The organism is Moraxella sp. CTOTU49097 (genome assembly GCF_032064105.1).
Classification (GTDB): Bacteria; Pseudomonadota; Gammaproteobacteria; order Pseudomonadales; family Moraxellaceae; genus Faucicola; species Faucicola osloensis_B.
Genome location: NZ_DAMBOA010000014.1, coordinates 1 through 21,302 on the forward strand (window position 1 = coordinate 1; position 21,302 = coordinate 21,302).

General features: G+C 44.8%; 16 protein-coding genes. 14 read left to right on the forward strand and 2 right to left on the reverse strand.

Going from position 1 to position 21,302, the window contains the following annotated elements:
* The 6 genes from RT064_RS08465 to iscX form a co-directional block, all read left to right on the forward strand.
* On the forward strand, window positions 1-1,062 hold a 1,062-nt coding region (locus RT064_RS08465; protein WP_313062822.1), incomplete at its 5' end, for a ribonuclease Z.
* A gap of 222 nt (window positions 1,063-1,284) precedes the next feature.
* Window positions 1,285-2,406 carry a Re/Si-specific NAD(P)(+) transhydrogenase subunit alpha gene (locus RT064_RS08470; protein WP_076776181.1) on the forward strand — a complete coding sequence of 374 codons (1,122 nt, stop codon included), beginning with the start codon at window positions 1,285-1,287 and terminating at the stop codon, window positions 2,404-2,406.
* Between the two features lie 43 nt (window positions 2,407-2,449).
* On the forward strand, window positions 2,450-2,812 hold the full coding sequence (locus tag RT064_RS08475) for a proton-translocating transhydrogenase family protein (RefSeq protein WP_204156067.1): 363 nt from the start codon (window positions 2,450-2,452) through the stop codon (window positions 2,810-2,812).
* An 11-nt stretch (window positions 2,813-2,823) separates the two neighbouring features.
* Complete coding sequence (locus RT064_RS08480; RefSeq protein ID WP_095355761.1) at window positions 2,824-4,212, forward strand: NAD(P)(+) transhydrogenase (Re/Si-specific) subunit beta; 1,389 nt, start codon at window positions 2,824-2,826, stop codon at window positions 4,210-4,212.
* Window positions 4,213-4,300: 88 nt separating this feature from the next.
* Window positions 4,301-4,813 carry an acyl-CoA thioesterase gene (locus tag RT064_RS08485; RefSeq protein WP_313062823.1) on the forward strand — a complete coding sequence of 171 codons (513 nt, stop codon included), beginning with the start codon at window positions 4,301-4,303 and terminating at the stop codon, window positions 4,811-4,813.
* A gap of 13 nt (window positions 4,814-4,826) precedes the next feature.
* Window positions 4,827-5,027, forward strand: coding sequence for a Fe-S cluster assembly protein IscX (iscX, locus tag RT064_RS08490; protein ID WP_128677860.1), 201 nt, complete (start codon window positions 4,827-4,829; stop codon window positions 5,025-5,027).
* A 259-nt stretch (window positions 5,028-5,286) separates the two neighbouring features.
* Here the strand turns inward: iscX and dapE are convergent, their stop codons facing one another.
* The gene (dapE, locus tag RT064_RS08495; protein ID WP_313062824.1) at window positions 5,287-6,525 is read right to left on the reverse strand and encodes a succinyl-diaminopimelate desuccinylase; all 1,239 of its coding nucleotides are present in this window, start codon (window positions 6,523-6,525) and stop codon (window positions 5,287-5,289) included.
* A 185-nt stretch (window positions 6,526-6,710) separates the two neighbouring features.
* On the opposite strand from dapE, the gene RT064_RS08500 reads away from it, so the two are divergent.
* Window positions 6,711-7,325: a LysE/ArgO family amino acid transporter gene (locus RT064_RS08500; protein ID WP_409519553.1), complete on the forward strand. Its 615-nt coding sequence runs from the start codon at window positions 6,711-6,713 to the stop codon at window positions 7,323-7,325.
* Here the strand turns inward: RT064_RS08500 and RT064_RS08505 are convergent.
* Window positions 7,311-7,925 carry a 2OG-Fe(II) oxygenase gene (locus tag RT064_RS08505; RefSeq protein WP_313062826.1) on the reverse strand — a complete coding sequence of 205 codons (615 nt, stop codon included), beginning with the start codon at window positions 7,923-7,925 and terminating at the stop codon, window positions 7,311-7,313. The genes RT064_RS08500 and RT064_RS08505 overlap by 15 nt on opposite strands.
* 133 nt (window positions 7,926-8,058) lie before the next feature.
* Between RT064_RS08505 and RT064_RS08510 the strand changes: the two genes are divergently transcribed.
* The 7 genes from RT064_RS08510 (at window position 8,059) to RT064_RS08540 (ending at window position 21,258) form a co-directional block, all read left to right on the forward strand.
* Window positions 8,059-8,946 carry a 23S rRNA (adenine(2030)-N(6))-methyltransferase RlmJ gene (locus RT064_RS08510; RefSeq protein WP_007116651.1) on the forward strand — a complete coding sequence of 296 codons (888 nt, stop codon included), beginning with the start codon at window positions 8,059-8,061 and terminating at the stop codon, window positions 8,944-8,946.
* 171 nt (window positions 8,947-9,117) lie between these two features.
* On the forward strand, window positions 9,118-9,993 hold the full coding sequence (pssA, locus tag RT064_RS08515) for a CDP-diacylglycerol--serine O-phosphatidyltransferase (RefSeq protein WP_409519554.1): 876 nt from the start codon (window positions 9,118-9,120) through the stop codon (window positions 9,991-9,993).
* 168 nt (window positions 9,994-10,161) lie between these two features.
* Window positions 10,162-11,826: an alpha/beta hydrolase family protein gene (locus RT064_RS08520; protein WP_313062828.1), complete on the forward strand. Its 1,665-nt coding sequence runs from the start codon at window positions 10,162-10,164 to the stop codon at window positions 11,824-11,826.
* A 472-nt stretch (window positions 11,827-12,298) separates the two neighbouring features.
* A complete protein-coding gene (gene gyrA, locus RT064_RS08525) occupies window positions 12,299-15,112 on the forward strand; it encodes a DNA gyrase subunit A (protein ID WP_313062829.1) in 2,814 nt (937 codons plus the stop codon).
* Window positions 15,113-15,284: 172 nt separating this feature from the next.
* Window positions 15,285-15,980: a glutathione S-transferase gene (locus RT064_RS08530; RefSeq protein WP_313062830.1), complete on the forward strand. Its 696-nt coding sequence runs from the start codon at window positions 15,285-15,287 to the stop codon at window positions 15,978-15,980.
* Between the two features lie 280 nt (window positions 15,981-16,260).
* Window positions 16,261-19,074, forward strand: coding sequence for a pyruvate dehydrogenase (acetyl-transferring), homodimeric type (gene aceE / locus RT064_RS08535; protein WP_313062831.1), 2,814 nt, complete (start codon window positions 16,261-16,263; stop codon window positions 19,072-19,074).
* A gap of 81 nt (window positions 19,075-19,155) precedes the next feature.
* Entirely contained in the window at window positions 19,156-21,258 is a 2,103-nt protein-coding gene (locus tag RT064_RS08540) for a 2-oxo acid dehydrogenase subunit E2 (protein WP_313062832.1), read from the forward strand.
* The last annotated feature ends 44 nt before the right edge of the window (window positions 21,259-21,302 follow it).

The following is a 21,302-nucleotide window of genomic DNA, read 5'->3' on the forward strand; positions in this document are numbered from 1 at the left end:
AATGAGGCAATCATGTTAACACTCACTTTTTTGGGCACATCAGCAGGGATACCCACCCAACACCGCAACGTCACCGCGCTTGCTGTATCACTCATCAATCCTTATAGCAAAGCAAAAAATGTCCCTTGGATATTGGTGGACTGTGGGGAAGCCACGCAGCATCAATTACTCAAAACCCCATTGTCCGTGATGCAGCTAGAATTGATTTGTATCACCCATGTGCATGGCGACCACTGTTATGGCTTGCCAGGTTTACTGGCAAGTATGGCGATGAGTGGTCGCAAACACCCATTAACCGTCATCGCCCCGCAAGCCATTGCTGATTATCTTGCCGCCGTGCAAGCCACGACAGCGCTGATGATAAGTTTTGACATTAATTTTATCGCCATTGAAAATAGAGTGCAGGGGGATAGTTACCCACCCATCATGCTGGATTTGACAGACGACCATCAGCTACAAATTGACGTGATTGCGCTATCACACCGTATCCCTAGCCATGCCTTTAAATTCACCCAGCGACTATCCAAAAAAACCTTATTGACCCAAAAACTCACCGAGCTTAACGTGGTAGATAAACGGCTATGGGGCAAACTTAAATACGGTATTGACGTCAATCTAGATGATAACACCTTGCTAAAATCCGCGGATTTTGTCACCACCACGCTGCATAAAACTGTGCTGATAGTCGCAGGCGACAATGACTCACCTGAGCTATTAGCCGATGCCATATCAGATACCGATGTGCTAGTACACGAGGCGACCTATACCCAAGCAATCGCTGAAAAACGAAAAGTAGCCCCTAACTATTTTGACCCCATGCATTCAACCGCCAAGCAAGTAGCTGAGTTTGGGCAGTTGTCACAGTTAAAAAACCTAATTTTGACCCATTTTAGCGCGCGTTTTCAACCTTTTGATAAACCTAGCAGTAAAACTTTGAATATGTCACATATTCGGGCAGAAGTGGCTGCCAATTATCAAGGTAATTTTTGGCTTGCGCAAGATTTTGATGAATTTGAAATCGACAATGGCAAGGTTAAAAAACGAAATACGCAAATAAACTAATCCTCAGAAAGCTATCTTGTTAAAAGAAAATTTTGTAAAATTTTTTATTGATAACTTTTTTTTATACGCACCAGTCAAATTTACTTGTTATTCCGCCTAGAATTGTTTTGCATAATTAATTATATTTATGGTAATTTAATTATCATTTTTTTAATTTATAACTGTCTAAGCTAATCGTCAGTTGTGGGTTAAAAATCCCACCGAACCGCTTGAGGAGAGTGTATGCAAATTGGTGTACCAAAAGAAACTGCATTATATGAAAATCGGATTGCGATTACCCCCGATACCATTAAAAAGTTCATCAAGTTGGGTCACAGTATTGTGGTCGAACGCGATGCAGGTAAAGGTTCGTTTATTACCAATGATGCGTTGGAACAAGCAGGGGCACAAATTGTTGAGGATGCGATCTCAACAAGTGATGTGGTGCTCACGGTCAATAGCTTGCCGATTGAAAAAATCAACCAGCTAAAACAAGAAGCGATTGTCATCGGCATGATGAATCCGTATCGCAATGCCAATTTGCAGGACTATGCCAATCGCCACGCCAAAGTATATGCCATGGAGCTATTGCCCCGAACTTTGTCGCGGGCACAGAACATGGACGTGCTGTCATCTCAAGCTAACTTGGCAGGTTATAAAGCGGTGATTTTGGCTGCCAACCAGTTTGGTCGTCCTTTCCCCATGTTTATGACATCGGCAGGTACGGTGAAACCTGCGCGTATTGTCATCCTAGGCGTGGGCGTTGCGGGTCTGCAAGCGATTGCCACCGCGCGTCGTTTGGGTGCCGTTGTAGAAGCCAGTGACTTACGTCCCACCGTGCGTGATCAAGTGGAGTCAGTCGGTGGTAAATGGCTCGATGTCCCCATGAGTGACGAGGAAAAAGCCAAAGCCAAAGACACAGGCGGCTATGCCTGGACACCGTCTGAGCAATATATCAAAGACCAAGCCGCGGTTGTCGATAAAGCGGTCAGCCAAGCAGATATCGTGATTACCACGGCTCAAATTCCGGGTCGCAATGCCCCGCGTTTGATACACCAAGCTACCATCGATAAAATGAAATCTGGCTCAATTTTACTGGATATGGCAGTGGAAACAGGCGGTAACGTAGAAGGCTCAGTGGTCGGACAAAATATCATCACCCCAAACGGTGTCACTATCATGGGTGTGCCCAATATTCCATCAACCTTGGCGGCGCAGTCATCGGCATTGTATGCCAATAATTTATATAACTTTTTTGCAACCTTGATGGATGACAATAAAGTGTTTGCGCTCAATCCAGAAGATGAAATCCAAAAAGCCTTGCTGGTTACTAGCCAAGGTCAAGTATTGTTAGCCAGTCGCTAACCTAATTTTCATTTAATTTTACCTATCGAGGTTAGGAGGTTTTATGTTATTGACCCTATTAGCGTCTGCGACATCTGCCACCCCATTTGTGGCAATCTTTAGTATCTTTGTTTTGGCTATTTTTGTGGGTTATTACGTGGTTTGGGGGGTAACGCCTGCACTGCATACCCCACTCATGGCAGTGACCAATGCATTATCCAGTATTGTCATCGTCGGTGCTATGCTGCAGACCGTCAGCATCGATGGCGATATGTTTACCCCAACAAGTCTTTTGGGGGCGTTTGCGGTATTTTTAGCCAGCATCAATATTTTTGGTGGTTTTTCGGTGACGGAACGTATGCTAGCGATGTTTAAATCAAAAGATAAAAAAGCCAAAGCTGAGCCAAACAAAGAAGGAAATGCTTGATGAATGAGAATTTGAATTGGGTCGCCCAACATGCTGATTGGTTTTATTTGATTGGTGCGGTGCTATTTATTTTAACCTTACGGGGTTTATCAAGCCCAAAAACAGCCATCCGTGGTAACCGATTCGGTATGATAGGTATGGCGATTGCCATTATCACTACCTTTTTCTTGGCACCCAGTCCGGTATTTGTCTTAATTGTTGGCGCGATGGTGCTAGGCGCTGTGGTCGGCACTTGGAAAGCACGTACTGTTGCCATGACGCAAATGCCAGAAACCGTGGCTTTGATGCACTCTTTAGTGGGTCTATCGGCAGTTGCCATTGCACTAGCGAGCGTGTTGCATACAGGCGTCGAGCATAGCACCATCGCGCGGTTTGAGTTGTTTGTGGGCTGTTTTATTGGTGCAATTACCTTCTCAGCGTCAATGTTTGCTTTTGGTAAATTGGCGGCAAAAAGCTGGGCAAAGACGCTTAAAGGCACTTGGGTAAAACCTGTCCAAGCGTTATTGTTCATCGCGATGTTAGCATTTGGTATTATGTATTTTACCACCCAATCCATGCCAGCGTTTTATGCCATGACCATTCTGGCTATTATTTTTGGCTGGATGTGGATTGCGCCGATTGGTGGCGGTGATATGCCTGTGGTGGTATCGCTACTCAACTCATTCTCTGGGTGGGCAGCAGCCGGTATCGGTTTTACCCTTGGCAATTCAATGCTGATTATCGCAGGGTCGCTGGTGGGTTCATCTGGGGCGATTTTGTCCTACATTATGTGTAAAGCCATGAACCGTTCACTGCTCAACGTATTGTTTGGCGGTATGTCAAGCAGCTCAGCCGCCGCGACAGAAGAAGATACGGGACCCAAAACTTACCGTACAGGCTCACCTGAAGATGCCGCCTTTATGATGGAAAACTCTAGCAGTGTCGTCATTGTGCCAGGGTATGGTATGGCGCAAGGCCGTGCCCAAAATGCGGTAAAAGAGCTTTATGAAATGCTTAAAGAAGAAGGCGTGGACGTACGTTTTGCGATTCACCCTGTGGCAGGTCGTATGCCAGGTCATATGAACGTACTATTGGCTGAAGCAGATGTGCCGTATGAAGACATTCTAGAAATGGATGAAATCAACTCGGATTTTGCGGGTACAGACGTTGTGCTGATTATCGGTGCCAATGACGTGGTCAACCCAGCGGCAAAAGACGATCCAAACTCACCGATCTTTGGTATGCCAATTCTTGAAGCAAACAAAGCGCAAACCGTGATGGTCATCAAACGCTCGATGAGTGCCGGCTACGCAGGTCTTGACAATAGCTTATTCTACATGGACAAAACCATGATGATCTTTGGCGATGCCAAAAAAGTGGTAGAAGACATGATTCGTCATATCAATGGCACAGGTCACTAAGTTTTTCTAACTTCAATCAACCCTGACTAATCAGTTTAGTCAGGGTTTTTTATTTGCTATAATCAGGCGGATATCACAAGGAAAATTCATGAATTTATTACTTCGTTATCTTATCTTATGTTTGATGCTAAAATCCGATAAAGCAAAGTCATCTAAACCAAGCTATAGCGATGCGATCGTCCGCCATTATCGGATTTTGCCACATGATATGGGGTTTCGTCACCATGTGCCTAATTATCGCTACTTAAGCTTTATTGAGCTCAATATCCAACAGTGGTTAATGCAGCAACGCCCAACGGACAAGCTAGGTTGGGTGATTGCATCGCAACAATTAACTTACATCAAAGAAAGCTTTTTGTTTGATAAATTGACGCTTCGCAGTCAATTATTGGCTTGGGATAAAAAATACCTGTATTTTCGCCACGAGTTTTGGGTGAAAAATGACTTAAATGTGGTGGCATTGACCAAAATTGTATTGATGCTAGATGGGCAAGTGCAACCGACCAGCGTCATTGTACAGCAAGATGAACAAACTCATCCTGTCATCAAAACCTGGCAAGACAATCTTAACGAAATCAAAAAACTCACCGCCATCAAGTAACTGGAGAAAAAATATGTCCCTCAAATGGAACGACACGTTGGAAATTGCCATTCAACTTTCTGAAAAATACCCTAATGAAGACGTACAATATATTCGTTTTACCGATTTGCATCGGTATGTGACACAGTTAGAAGAATTTAGCGATGACCCAACCAAATCGACCGAAAAGCAACTAGAAGCGATTCAAATGGCTTGGCTAGACGAACTAGATTAAGCTGAATGCTAGATTCTTCTTCATGCTAGCATGCTAGATTGTTAAATGAGCAGCAGCCAAATTAATTTACCCATGAAAAATGACCCGCGTTTGCTTAACGCGTCAGCCAAAAAATAACGGTTTTTGACATCATTTGACTTGGGTAAATAACCATTTGGCTTGGTTAAATAATCATTTGCCAGCCCAACAAAGATTGCTAGCCCAGCAAAATTAGCCGTATCGCTGGGTTATTAGCATGCAGTATTTGGGTTAACAGTATTTAGTTTAACAATAAGTTTTGTAATATTTGCTCATAAATTGCGGCAAGTTTGCCCAAGTCTTCAACTTCTACACACTCATCAATCTGGTGGATGGTGGCATTACGCACGCCAAGCTCAACCACTTCAGGCGACCTATTTTCAACATTCAAGGTTGCGATAAAACGACCATCTGAGGTGCCGCCTGTGGTTGAAAGCTCTGTATCTGTCCCCGTCACGGCTTTAATCGCGGATTGACAGGCGCCGACGAGTTTGCCTTGCGGCGTCAAAAATGGGTTGCCCGATAATTTCCAATTGATGTGATAACTGGCTGCACCGTCTTGAAAATGCTTGTCAAAAATCGCATGGGTGGTCGCTTTAAGTTTCTCATCGTTGGTCTCAGTTGAAAAACGAAAATTAAACTCGGCGCTTAAAGTTGCAGGAATCACATTGTTAGCCCCAGTGCCTGCATGAAGGTTTGAGATTTGCAGGGTGGTCGCGGGAAAATACGCATTGCCATTGTCCCAAGTTTGGCTACAAAGCTCGGATAAGGCTGGCAAAGCGTAATGAATGGGGTTTACTGCCAAATGCGGGTAGGCAACATGGCCTTGTTTGCCTGTCACAGTCAAAACGGCGCCAAGCGAGCCACGGCGACCATTTTTGATGATATCGCCCAAGGTGTGAGTACTAGAGGGTTCGCCAATCAAGCAATAAGTTATTGGCTGGTTGCGCGATTGCAATGTTTCCACCACTTTGACTGTACCGTTGACCGAAGGACCTTCTTCATCAGCGGTGATTAGAAAGGCAATTGAACCGTGATGATTGGGGTGCTTGGCGACAAAGTTTTCAACAGCGACAGTAAATGCCGCAATCGCTGTTTTCATGTCTGCAGCACCACGCCCATACAGTATGCCATCTTTGATAGTAGGTTCAAATGGCGGATAAGTCCATTGGCTGACATCGCCCGTGGGCACGACATCGGTATGTCCTGCAAAACATAATACGGGCGCCTGTGCCTGCCCACGACCTTGACGGATTGCCCATAAATTTTTGACTTCTGCTTCGCGTCCTGTTGCGCCTTTTTCACCAAAGTATAAAAACTCACAATCAAAGCCGAGGTGGTTAAGCCGCTCAGCCAGTATATTTTGGCAGTCAAGGTCAGTTGGCGTCACTGATGGCTCGCGCATCAGCTGTAAACTTAGTGCTAAGGTTTGCGCTTGAAGGTGGTCTAAATCAGTGGCGTTACTGGCATAATCAGTCATCGTCGTTTCCTCAAAATCTCTCAAAAAGCTCGCTTATTTGCGCTGCATATTAGCATAAATTAGCGCCTTAGCGGGTCGCATTGTTCGCAATCGCTCAGGATTTTGGCTACAATACGCTTTTTTTCTCGCTATGCTTTTTTCTTATTGTGCTTTTTTGTGTTTTTTGCGAATGTTACTGGGGACGTGTGATACCGATGAATATCTCTACTTTTTTAATGGGCATGAGCGTGTGCTTTTCGTTAATTTTGGCGATTGGGGCGCAGAATGCATTTGTGCTTAAACAAGGGCTAAAACAACAATTTGTGTTTATCGTGTGTTTGATTTGCGCGTTATCCGATGCGGTGTTGATTACGGGTGGCGTGTTTGGTTTTGGCAAGCTGATTTCGCAATTTCCGCTCATTATCTCCATTGCCAAGTACGCAGGGGCGTTGTTTTTAATTGTGTATGGTGCCCGAAGTTTTATTGCGGCTTATCAATCAGACCAATCGCTCGTGGCGCAGGGTGAAGAGGTGGGTAATTTAAAACAAGTGATTGCCATGTGCTTGGCGTTTACTTGGCTCAATCCCCATGTGTATTTAGATACAGTGATTTTGCTTGGGACGATTGCGTCACAGGTTACCGATAAACTGGCGTTTGCGTTGGGCGCAATTTTATCTTCGTTTATCTTCTTTTTTAGTTTGGGTTATGGTGCGCGTGTGCTGCAGCCGCTATTTGCCAAACCACTGTCTTGGAAAATTCTTGATATTCTCATCGGGATTGTGATGTGGGGGATTGCGGCAAGTTTATTACTGGCTAATTAGCCCATCTTTTCTCATCCAAGTGGCAATGGAGAAGCGTTCACGATGGGTAATTGCGACTTGATGGACTAAGTTACTATTAAAAATCACCAATCTGTTACCTTGGGGCTGTAATTGTTGTTGTCTGTCATGCTGGTCGATGACGACAATTTCACCGCCATCGTGCGCGCCCCAACCTTCATTGAGATAAAAAACTGCCGATAACACACGTTCATCACGCCCTTGCGGGTTGTCTGAATGCCACTGATAACCAAACCCTGCAGGGTAGCGGGCATAATGGGCTTCACTACGGCGAATGCCGGTGTATAAGGTTTGATTAAAAAATTGCGCCAGCTCATTAATCGCTTGTAGATACTGCATACCAATCGGGCAGTGCTCATCAATCCAGCGGGTGCTATCTCCGCGAATGCTAGTGATTCGCTCACCCTGCGTCAAATTGGCGGCTTGGTAATCAATCAGGCCACTCTCTTTTTGTAACGCCTGAAAAAAATTGACGTCAAAACAGTCATCTAGCATGATAAATCCGTCATCAACCAGACCGTCAAGCTGTGCGTCATTTATTTTTTCAAACCAGTTGGGCAGGATAAAATTCAACTCTGGCATATGCGCTGTGTTTCCTCCAGCATTGTTTAAACATTTAACTGGGCAATTTTTAGCAAAAACTTCTAGCAAAAACTTCGCCAATTTTTGATAGCTATGCTACCATACCTGCTAATTTGTTTACGAAAAATTTATTATGAATTATCAACACAGCTACCACGCAGGCAACTTCGCTGATGTGGTAAAACACGTTTTATTACTCCAATTACTTGAGATGATGAGCGCCAAGCCAAAACCTTATTATATTTTGGATGCGTATGGTGGTCGCGGTTTGTATTCACTTGCTAGCGATGAGGCGAAAAAAACTGGTGAAGCCATCCATGGCATTACCAAACTGCTAGCGCAAGACAATAGCCAAGCGCCACAGGCGGTGCAAACTTATCTACAAGATATTGGCTACGCCAAAAAATTCTATGATAAGCATGTGTATCCAGGTTCGCCTTGGTTTATTGCCCATCACATCGAAAAACAACAAGACGCTCACCCAGAGATTAACAATCGCGCTGAAGCGTTTGAATGGAAAGCAAGCGAGTTTGATGCGCTCAACTACCAACTGCACCAATTGCCCATTGGCGTGCAACATCGCAACGCCTATGAAGGGATTTTGGCGGTGCTACCACCGCAAGAAAAACGCGGGTTGATTCTAATCGATCCTCCCTTTGAACAGGAACACCGTGATTTTAGCGCATTGGTAGATTTGTTGGTTAAAGCGCATAAAAAATGGTCAACCGGGGTGTTGGCTCTTTGGTACCCCATCAAAAACAACGATGCGGTTGAGCTGTTTTATAAAAAAATGAAACGTACTGAAATCCGCCGTCAGTTGGTGCTTGAGCTGAATATTTTCCCACCCGATTTGCCGATGGGTTTAAATGGGACGGGCATGTTGGTGATTAACCCACCGTGGCAATTTGATGCTAAAGCCGAAGAGATTTTGCAATATCTACAGCCAATTTTGCAGCATCCTGAAAGCCCACAAATGAGCGTGGAGCAGCGCACCAAAGTACAATGGTTGGTTGGCGAATAATTTCACACTTGGCGGGTTAAGTAGTCATCAAACCCGCCAAATTTCGCAATTTGTTACCGAGCTCGATGCACCTAGCAACAGACGATTTATTACAGACGACCTGCAAGAGACAACCTGCAAGGATAATCAATGAATAACGATAATAACCAACCAACCCTTATCAAGACGCCCATCGACGCATTACAACAGCCGCAACAGCACACTAAAGATATCAATCCAATTCAGCTTGAGCATCAGCGAAACCGTGAATTGGCAGAAACTGATGACTATGATGGGCTCACCTTTGAAGTCATTGAAAATGCGCGTGTCGCTGATAAAACGATTGCGCAAAAAGGCGTTTATTTAATTCCCAATTCATTTACGCTATTGTCGCTGCTTGCGGCATTTTATTCGATTACCCAAAGCGCGTTGGGGGAAGGGCATTATATGCGTGCCTGTGTGGCGATTTTTATCTCGGCATTGCTAGATGGGTTAGATGGTCGGGCGGCAAGGCTGTTCAATGCACAAAGTCCCTTTGGCGAGCAGCTAGACTCGCTAGCCGACTGTATCGCGTTTGGACTGGCGCCTGCGTTATTGATTTATCATTATGCGTTAGAGCCATTGGGGCGTATAGGTATCGCTTGCGCCTTTGTGTATGCTGCCTGTGCCGCGCTGAGACTGGCGCGTTTTAATGTACAAATTGGTGTCGTTGATAAAAAATACTTTGTCGGGGTAGCAAGTCCGTTAGCCGCTATTTTAGTCACGACGTTTGTGATGGTCCATATGGATTGGCAAGTTGAATTGCCGGCGACCAGTCCCGCTTTTCAAATCTTGGCAGCCATTTGGGTGGTCATTGCCGGCTTTTTGATGGTAAGTAATTTAAAATACTATAGCTTTAAAGAGTTTGATAAAAAGCGTGTCCCGTTTGTGGCATTGATTTTGATTGTGTTTGCGCTCGGTATCGTGCTGTATAATATTCCTGCAGGATTGCTCGCGATTAGCGTGATTTACGCCTTATCGGGCCCAGTAACTGCGGTTTGGAGCAAGCTTAAACGCGAACCTGTTTAGCGCTACTTTAGGTTTTTTTGTTTCAGTAGCAAATTTTTTTAGAAACGGATGTTCAAATAGTATAAAAACTGGCATGATGAGTCTATCGCTTTCATGCCCGTTTTTTTTGGGTAACATGATGCGTTGTTCAAGGATATGAACCATTAATTTCCTCATAAGGAGTATGAGATGCACCGTCAGTCTGATTTAATCCACCCTGCTTTTAGCCTAACCAAAATTTTTATCTCGGTGTGGCTGGCTTCAACTTTAGCCGCTTGTGGTAGCGACAATGATTCTGCTACAACGCCACCTACCAAAACAGGCGTTGCCTCACTGCCCACAGGTAATTTAATCAAAGATCCATTAACGACCAAAAATCTCACCGCCAGCGCCTTAACCCAGTTATTTAATACCACAGACCCCGATTTTAGCAAAGTTGCAGCCACGCCCAAGTGCGGTGTACGTGTTGAATACATGCAATATGATACCGTTGATGTCAAAGGTAATAAGACCGATGCGACAGGTGCTGTGTTTATTCCAACAGGCACAGATGCAAGCTGTAGTGGCAATCGACCCATTGTACTCAATGCCCACGGTACGGCAACGACCAAAGCCTATAATTTTGCAGAAGTCGGTAATGCCAATAATGAAGCAGGTCCAGCCGCGACATTGTTAGCGGCTTTGTTTGCAGGGCAAGGCTATGTGGTTATCTCACCCAATTATGCAGGGTATGACAAATCAAGCCTAGCTTATCATCCGTACCTCAATGCCCAGCAGCAGTCACACGAAATGGCAGATGCGTTAAAAGCAGGCAGGGAAGTGGTACGCCGCACCGGCAGTGCAACCAATGTCGCTGACAATGGTAAATTGTTTATCACAGGTTATTCTCAAGGTGGCTATGTCACCATGGCAACCACACGCTATCTTGAAACGCTCAAAGAACCTGTGACAGCCGCGCTACCAATTTCTGGACCCTATGCCATGGAAGCCTTTGGTGATGTGGTATTTGGTGGCAAAGTCATGCTCGGTGCGACGTTTTTTGCCCCGCTGATGGCTCGCAACTATCAAGAGCAGTATGGCAATATTTATGCCAAACCCAGTGACATGTTTGCGCCAGCCAATGCTGATGAGATCGCCTCGCTACTGCCTAGCACCAGTATGACTGATATGCAGCTCATTTTAAGTGGCAAATTGCCTGCCTCAGCGATGTTTCAAAAAGCCCCAACGGGCAATGCAATGCTCGATGCGTTATCACCGTCTGACCCAGCATTTAGCTTTGGCTTTGACACGACGCATTATTTAGTAAAAAATGACTACCGATTAGGGTACTTGGCAGATGCCCAAAAAAATGTCGATTGGGCAGTGCCTTATTTACAAGGTTATACCAACTATAGCCCAGTGCCTGCCACACTGCCTGAACATCCCCTACGTAAAGCGTTAAAAGCCAATGACTTACGCGGCTATTTACCCACAATGCCTGTTATTATGTGTGGTGGTAACCAAGATCCGATGGTTTTCTTTGACGTCAATAGTAGCTTGATGAAAACGCTATGGGACACAGATACTAATAAAACTAGCGCGACCAAGTTAGGTATTATTGATATTGATATCACCAATCGTGCCACGCGTCAAAAACCGGTTTATCAAACGTTAGGTTTTGATACCGTCAACAATAATAGCATCCAGTCTCAATCAGAAAAAATGCAGGCAGGATTTGCTAGGAAAGTGCAAAATATTGCAGCGAATGCTGCCGCCAACGGGGGCAATCCATCACAAGCCGTTGCTATGCAATATCATGGTTTAGTCACGCCGTATTGTATGGGTGTGGCACAGACATTGTTTAGCCAGTTCTAAGTTTAGTCAGTTCTAAATTTGCGATAGCCTGAAACTATAGCCAATTAACCAACACGCACTTAACTGATACCCATTTAACAAAGCCTGTTTATCAACAGGCTTTGTCATTAGACAGTTTATTTTATAGATTATTACAATAGTTGATTAAGATAGCTGGTAAAGTTTGGGCAGTTTACTATGGGGGTAAAATAACACCGGTCAAAGCATGATATTTTGATATTACCGTCGACATTTGGCGGTGAGTTAACTGCTAAATCATGCGTTTTATGCTATAATTATTCCTTTTACTATCCTAAAAATATTACGTCATCTGTGTTACTTTTCTAAAGGTTTTGATTGGGGTTTTTTGCAAATTTTGGTCAAAATTGCGCGTCGCCTTTACATTGCGCAGCGCTTTTAAGTTAGCCATCGCGTTGAAAAGTAAAATAAATAAGATGACTCATATATAAGTAGCTTGATAAAAGGAGGGTGCATGTCCACCGATTCCGTTAGCCCCATTGGCATCGTCGATGAATTAAAACAATCTTATCTCGACTATGCCATGAGCGTAATTGTCTCCCGTGCTTTACCTGATGTGCGTGATGGGCTCAAACCTGTTCATCGCCGTGTGTTATACGCGATGCATGAATTATCGAACGACTTTAACAAACCTTACAAAAAATCGGCGCGTGTGGTCGGTGATGTTATCGGTAAATATCACCCGCATGGCGATACGGCAGTTTATGACGCGATTGTACGTTTGGCGCAGCCTTTCTCAATGCGCTATATGCTTATCGATGGCCAAGGTAATTTTGGCTCAGTGGATGATGACCCTGCCGCAGCGATGCGTTATACCGAAGTGCGCATGCAAAAACTTACCCACCAAATGCTGGGTGATTTGGATAAAGATACCGTGGATTGGGAGCCAAACTATGATGGCTCGGAGCAAATGCCAAGCGTCATGCCAGCGCGTATTCCAAATTTGCTGGTCAATGGTGCCACAGGGATTGCGGTGGGTATGGCGACCAATATGGCGCCACATAATCTGACGGAAGTGATTAATGCGTGTTTGGCCTATGCCGATGACCCGCACATCTCTGGTGAAATGCTCATGCAGTACATCACCGGTCCTGATTTCCCAACAGGCGGTATTATTTATGGTCGCTCAGGCATTGTCGATGCTTATCGCACCGGTAAAGGTCGCCTGCATTTGCGCGGTAAATATCACATCGAACCGATGAGTGAAACGGGCGCCAATAAAGAGCGTGAACGTATTGTATTTACCGAGATTCCATACCAAACCAATAAAGCAAAACTGATTGAAAAAATCGCAGAATTGGTACGCGATAAAAAACTTGAAGGCATTAGCGAGATTCGTGATGAGTCAGATAAAGACGGCATGCGTATCGCCATTGACTTAAGACGCGGTGAAAACGCGGAAGTCATCGTTAACAATCTATTTATCCAAACGCCTTTGGAATCAAGTTTTAGTATCAACATGGTTGCCTTAGATGAAGGTCAACCTAAAATCATGACATTGCGTGATTTAATTGCCGCCTTTGTACGTCACCGCCAAGAAGTTGTGACTCGCCGTACTATTTTTGAACTCAAAAAAGCGCAGGCGCGTGGTCATTTACTCGAAGGACTTACCATTGCCCTTGCCAACATTGATCGCATTATTGACACTATCAAGGCATCGGCAAACCGCCAAGAAGCCCGCGATAACTTACTGACCAATACTTGGCAGTCAGGTGGCGTGATTGCCATGTTAGAGGCAGCAGGCAGTCATTCGATTCGCCCTGATGTGATTGAAGGCGAAGACCTAAACGCCCCATATGGACTGATTGATGACAACCAAAATTATCGTCTATCGCCCGACCAAGTCAATGCTATTTTGGATATGCAGCTGCACCGTTTAACAGGGCTAGAGCAAGACAAGCTACAGCAAGAATTCAAAGAAATCTTGGCAGTCATTGCGCAATTGCAAAGCATTTTGGATAACTTTGACCAATTAATGCAAGTAATCAAAGACGAATTAATCCAAATTCGTGATGATTTTGGCGATGCACGCAAAACCCAAATCGTCGATAGCCGCAGTGACTTTAGCCGTGCTGATTTGATTCCTGAACAAACCGTTGTGTTGACAGTTTCACGTACCGGTTATGCCAAAACCCAGCCTATTAGCGACTATATCGCCCAAAAACGCGGTGGTAAAGGCAAGTCAGCCACTGCCATGAAGGCAGACGATGTCATTGACCATATGGTGGTCACGTCCACACACAACAACGTGATGATTTTTACCGATCGGGGTCGTGTGTTTGGGTTACAAGTGTTTGAAGTGCCTATTGCCAGCCGTGGTTCGCGTGGCCGTCCGATGGTCAATTTGATTGCGCTTGATGCCGATGAAAAAGTCACCGCTATCTTGCCTGTGACCGAAGACAACAAGCAAAATGACAATAGCTATGTGTTTTTTGCAACCGCATCGGGCATGGTAAAACGCGTCCAATTGTCACAATTTAAAAACCTTCGTGCCAACGGACTTCGCGCTGTGGAACTCAATGACGGCGATAACTTGATTGGCGTTGCCATTACCGATGGCGAGCAAGACATCATGTTATTTTCCAATGAAGGTAAAGCCATTCGCTTTAATGAAAGTAAAATCCGTGCGATGGGTCGTACCGCAAAAGGGGTACGCGGTATGCGGGTGACGCTACTGGCCAATCAAGGTATTGAAGACGAGGACGCTGAGCTTGAAGACGATAGTCACGATGACCAAGACAATGACAGTGTCGTTGCGGTTAGCCGTGTGGTGTCGTTGGTTGTTGCCCCACAGCAGGGCGAGATTTTATGTGCTTGTGAGCGGGGCTTTGGCAAACGTACCCCTGTCTCTGATTTCCCTGTCAAAGGTCGGGGTGGTAAAGGCATTATCGCCATCAAAACCACGGCGCGTAATGGCGAGCTGGTGCAGGCATTAGCGGTAACCGATGCCGATGATATTGTGCTGATTTCTGATGCAGGCACGCTGGTGCGTACACCTGTCGGGCAAATCGCGCAAACAGGTCGTAATGCGCAAGGGGTCACCCTGATTCGTATTTCACAAGATGAATCATTGGTATCTATTGCTTTGGTTGAAGGCGGTAGTGAAGACGAGCTGGACGAAGATAGTTTAGAGGCAGCATTGGCTGACAATATGGCGCAAGATGGTACTGATTTATCAGACAGTGCGGGTTTGCAAGACATCGAGTTGTCTGAAGCGCTGCAGCAAGATGGTTTACTAGAAGCCGATGCACAACAGCTAGATGACTAATTTGTAGCCTTGCTATTTGTAACCTCGCTTTATCAAACCAGCTTATCAATCAATAAGCTGGTTTTTTTCGCTGAATTCTACAATTTCGCAACAGCCAACAAGTTTAAAGCCTTATAGAATTTAAAGTTAGCTTGTTCCAACAATCCTATTACATTAAAAGACGAGTATACCCATGTCAAAACTGCATCTACACCACCTTGAAAAATCACGTTCATTCCGAATTCTTTGGCTATTAGAAGAGTTAGAACTGCCTTATCAGTTAACCAAGTACGAACGCCATCATGGTTTGGCGCCCAAGTCTTTGCAAAAAATTCACCCGATGGGTAAGGCGCCTATCCTGCAAGACAATGGAAAAACGCTGATTGAATCTGCCAATATCATTGAGTATTTGATTGATAACTATGATCAGTTAAGCGACCAGCAAGATGCACCATCAATCTTACAACTAGTGCTGAATAAGAATTTTCGCCCGGATTATGGCAGTGAGGCGTATGAACAGTATCGATATTGGCTGCATTTTACCGAAAGCTCGTTGATGCCCTTGCTTATTATCCGACTGGTATTTGCTACCATGATAAAAAAGTCACCGATAGGTATCAAGCAAGTGGCAAAATTACTCAAATCAGGGATAGACAAATCTTATCTGAATCCTTCATTAACTGAACAGCTCAAAATGTTAGATAAGCATTTGGGTAGCAATGAATGGCTTGCTGGCAACCAATTTAGCGGCGCTGATATACAGCTTGAATTTGGCATAAACGCCATGGTAGAAACCCATAGTTTAGAGGCAAAATACGCCAATATTCACAATTGGCTAAAAAAATGCCAAGCTCGCCCAGCTTATCAAAAAGCGGTTGATAAATGTTGATAGTTGACTGTCAAGCGATTTAACGCTTTTATTGCTTTACTTTGTCAATAAATTTACTATTCGGTCAGAAAAAACAGTTGTTTTTTTCACCTTTATTTCATAGCTAAATACCTATTAAAAATTAGCGAAAATACATAAATATTGTTTTCATGTAAAATATTGCTATCGCTATTTATAACAATGTTTTGTGCCTAATAGTTGAATACTTTGAGTCGTTTACAACCTAGCTCCATTCTAGGTTATTTCCATGGATGGATGCCATTGCCAGAAGGAACGAAAAATGCAATATCAGTATTTTAAAGACCCTGATAGTCAAGAAACCCAAGAATGGCTTGACGCCTTTGATTCGGTGATCAAGTCAGTGGGAAAAAAACGTGCCACTTTTTTACTAAAGGCCATCTATGATAAGGCGGTACAAGAAGGGTTACGCGTTAACCGTCTTGACACCGCTTACATCAACACTATTCCTGTAGAAGATCAACCCTCGTATCCCGGTGATTTAACCCTAGAGCGTAAAATTCGCGCTATCATTCGTTACAATGCGGTGGCGATGGTGATGCGTGCCAACAAAAATGACGATGACTTGGGCGGTCACTTAGCGACGTTTGCCTCAAGCGCGACGTTATACGAAACAGGTTTTAACCATTTTTGGCGCGCAGCGAGTGAGAGCTTTGGCGGTGATATGATTTATTATCAAGGTCACGGTTCGCCAGGGATGTATGCTCGCTCATTTTTAGAAGGTCGATTGACTGAAGAGCAGCTAACGAATTTTCGCCGTGAAGTAGGCGGCAAAGGGCTATCTAGCTACCCACACCCTTATTTGATGCCTGACTATTGGCAGTTCCCAACCGTATCGATGGGTTTAGGCCCAATCATGTCGATTTATCATGCACATGTGCACCAATATCTTGAAAATCGCGGCTTGATTCCAAAAGAAGGTCGCAAGATTTGGGCATTCTTGGGTGATGGTGAAACCGATGAGCCAGAGAGCTTAGGTGCTATCTCACTAGCCGGTCGTGAGAATTTAGAAAATCTGATTTGGGTGATTAACTGTAACTTACAGCGTCTAGATGGTCCGGTGCGTGGTAACGGTAAAATCATCCAAGAGCTTGAGTCCGTGTTTCGCGGTGCAGGCTGGCGAGTGATTAAAGTGATCTGGGGCGGTAAATGGGATACGCTACTAGACAAAGACCATACGGGCGCACTCAAACACCGTATGCTTGAGACCCTCGATGGTGAATACCAAGTGTATAAAGCGCGTGATGGTAAATTTGTCCGTGACTATTTCTTTGGTAAATACCCAGAGCTTGCCGAAATGGTCAAAGATTGGACCGACGAAGAAATTCAAAATTTAGACCGTGGTGGTCACGACCCGATGAAGGTATATGCCGCATTTAGCGAAGCCATGAAAGCCAAAGGTCAGCCCACAGTGATTTTGGTTAAAACCGTCAAAGGTTATGGCTTATCTAACCAAAGCCAAGCGGTCAACAAAACCCACCAAATCAAAAAACTCGAAATTGATTCGTTAAAATACTTCCGTGACCGTTTTGATTTGCCATTTACCGATACGCAGCTCGAAGAATTGCCGTTTTATCGTCCTGATGAAAATTCTGCTGAAATCCAATACCTCAAAGGTCGCCGTCAAGCACTGGGCGGACATTTGCCCAATCGCCGTAGTGGTCATATTCCACTCGATGTCCCAGGGTTGGAGATTTTTGACAAATTACTTCAAGGTAGTGCAGGTAAAGAACAATCTACTACCATGGTGTTTGTACGCCTGCTAGCGGCACTGCTAAAAAATAAAGCGCTGCAAGAGCGTGTGGTGCCGATTGTGCCTGATGAAGCCCGTACTTTTGGTCTTGAAGGTATGTTCCGCCAATTGGGTATCTACTCGGCATCGGGTCAAAATTATACCCCTGAAGACCATGAAGCCTTAATGGGTTATAAAGAAGCCAAAGACGGTCACATGCTGGAAGAAGGCATCAATGAAGCGGGCGCGATGAGTGCTTGGATCGCGTTAGCGACCAGTTATTCAACCAATGCATTGCCGATGATTCCTTTTTATATTTATTATTCGATGTTTGGTTTCCAACGCGTCGGTGATTTAGTCTGGGCGGCAGGCGATATGCAAGCGCAAGGCTTCTTGCTTGGCGGTACCGCAGGTCGTACCACACTGAATGGCGAAGGCTTACAGCACCAAGATGGTCATCAGTTGATTTTATTTAACACGGTGCCAAACTGTGTCACTTATGACCCATGTTATGGTTATGAGCTAGCGGTTGTGGTACAAGATGGTCTGCGCCGTATGTATGGTGAAGGCGAACGGGTTTTCTATTATATCACCTTAATGAATGAAAACTACGAGCAACCAGCCATGCCAGCAGGGGTAGAAGAAGGCATCAAAAAAGGCATGTACTTGCTCAAAGATAATGGTTCAAAACAAGTGCAATTGCTAGGTTCAGGCGTGATTTTACGTGAGGTTGAAAAAGCCGCACAAATTCTAGCTGAAGAATTCAATATCAATGCCAACGTGTGGAGTGTTACAAGCTTTAATGAACTCACTCGTGAAGGCATGGCATGTGATGAGTACAATCGTCTGCACCCATTAGATGAACAGCGTACACCTTGGGTTACTGAGCAACTTGCGCAGCATGAAGGTATTGTAGTCGCCGCCACTGATTATATGCGCATTTTCTCCGAACAAATCCGCGCCTACTTACCAGACAGTCGTCCGTATGCTACCTTAGGTACCGATGGTTTCGGTCGTTCGGATAGCCGCAGCCAATTACGTAGTTTCTTTAAAGTGGACGCCGCGCACATTGTGGTAGCAACGCTCAAACTATTGGCAGATGAAGGCGAAGTTGATGTGCGTTTGGTCAAAGATGCCATTAGTAGCTTGGGTATTGATGCCGATGCTTCACCTGCTTGGTATCCTCAAGTACAAATCGACCATTCCCCAGATGCACCAGCGATTTTAGGCGCGCATCCAAAACCTGTACCAACCTTGGTTGAAGAGGATGATGAAGCGATTTCGACAGACGGCAAAGCAGAAGATAAAGCCGATGCGCCAATGCTTAACGACAAACCTGAATAATAGAAATCAATAGTAGGTAATCAGCCACGTATTAGCGGCTGATTACCTACTTAGTAGAAATAAAAATTTAAGGATAAACCCATGGAAATCAAAGTTCCCGACTTAGGCGTTGATAGCGCTGAAGTCAGCGAGATTATGGTCAAAGTCGGCGATGTCATCAATGTGGACGATAACATTGTCTTATTAGAATCTGACAAAGCCTCTGTAGAAGTACCTGCAACATCAGCAGGGACTATCACAGCGATTAATCTTCAAATCGGTGATAAGGTCAAAGAAGGTGATGTGATTCTCACCATCGACAGTGCAGGTAATAGCCAATCAAACACTGCACCTGTAGAGCAGCCTGCGCAACAGACAGACCAACAAGCAGCCCAATCTAGCGAAGCCAAAGAAATTAAAGAAGCTAAAGAAGCTAACGCGAGTTCATCGCAAGCGCCGTCTATGGCTGCGCCAAATCAATCACAGCCCACATCTACATCAGCTGAAGCAACCTATACATTGCCAGATTTGGGCGTCGATACCGCAGAAATTAGTGAGTGGTTGGTCAAAGAAGGCGATACTGTCACTGCTGAACAACCGCTAGTATTGGTTGAATCCGATAAAGCCTCGGTCGAAGTACCAGCACCTGTCAGCGGAAAAATTATCAAATTTTTAGTCAATGCAGGGGATACGGTCAGCAATGGTCAAGATTTTATCGTGATGGCCTCCCAATCAGCTACGCAACAGCCATTAGCCAGTGACGCATCAGAACAAGCCGCCAGTCCAGCCAATTCAGCGACAAACCAAAATGTGCCACCCGCTCAAACGGTATCATCCGCTCAATCATCCACACCCGCTGGTAAACAAACCTTTGGTTTGCCTGATCTCGGGGTAGAGTCGGCACAGATTAGTGAATGGATGGTCAAAGTAGGCGATGAGGTCACAGCCGAACAACCCTTGTTGTTGGTAGAATCTGATAAAGCCTCGGTGGAAGTCCCTTCGCCAGTCGCCGGTAAAGTGGTTGAATTACTGGTTAACGCTGGCGATACCGTTACCAATGGTCAAGACTTTGTTGTGATTGAAGCGGCGGGGTCGGTGCAATCAGCACCAAGTTCAGCATCACAGCCGCAAGCGACCACCAATACTACTCAGCAAGCAGTCGCTAAAACGCAAAATGCCTCATCAACTGCAACCAATAGCGCTACCACGACAGCTAGCCAGTCAAGTTCACAGTCAAAACTGTCTGAAGCGCAAATTAATGCTAAAAACGCCGCGGTTTATGCAGGTCCTGCGGTGCGCAAACTTACGCGCCAATTGGGTGTTGATGTCAGTGAGGTGACTGGCACGGGCGCTAATGGGCGTATTGTCAAAGAAGACGTGTTTGCTTATGTCAAAAATACAATAAAAGCAGTTAGCACACCCGCAGCAGCAAATAATATATCTGCGCCATCATCGGCTCGCTCAGGATTACCTAATTTACCCGATATGAGTAAAACGGAAATTTGGGGAGAAATTGAGCGCCAAGATTTGACCCGTCTACAAAAAGTCTCAATTCCGCAGCTTAATTACAATACCTATTTGCCACAAGTGACCCAGTTTGATTTGGCAGATATTACCGATGTTGAAAAATTGCGTGGCGACCTAAAAGATGAGATGAAAAAAGAAGGGGTGAGTCTAACCATTCTGGCTTTCATCATGAAAGTAACCGCTTACGCGCTGATGCAACATCCAAAATTTAACAGCCATTTAAGCGATGACAATACCCAAATTATCATCCGTAAATCTGTGAATTTAGGCTTTGCCGTAGCAACCGAGGATGGTTTGACAGTCCCTGTCATTCAACGTGTAGAGCAAAAAGGTATCAAACAACTAGCGATTGAAATCGGTGAGCTTGCCAAAAAAGCGCGTGATAAAAAACTATCTGCCAAAGAGTTAACCGGCGCGTCATTTACGATTTCAAGTCAAGGCAATCTTGGCGGTACTTACTTTACGCCACTGGTCAATTGGCCACAAGTTGCGATTTTAGGCGTGAGTGAATCTAGCATTCAGCCACGTTGGAATGAGACAAAAGGCGAGTTTGAGCCACGTTTAATGCTACCGTTGTCATTATCGTATGACCACCGTGTGATTAATGGTGCGGATGCTGCGGTATTTACCCGCTATATTGCAAAATTACTAGCAGATCCACGCCGCGTGTTGTTATAAATTGCAGCGTCAAAAGAACCTAGCGTGTTATATCCATGCTAGGT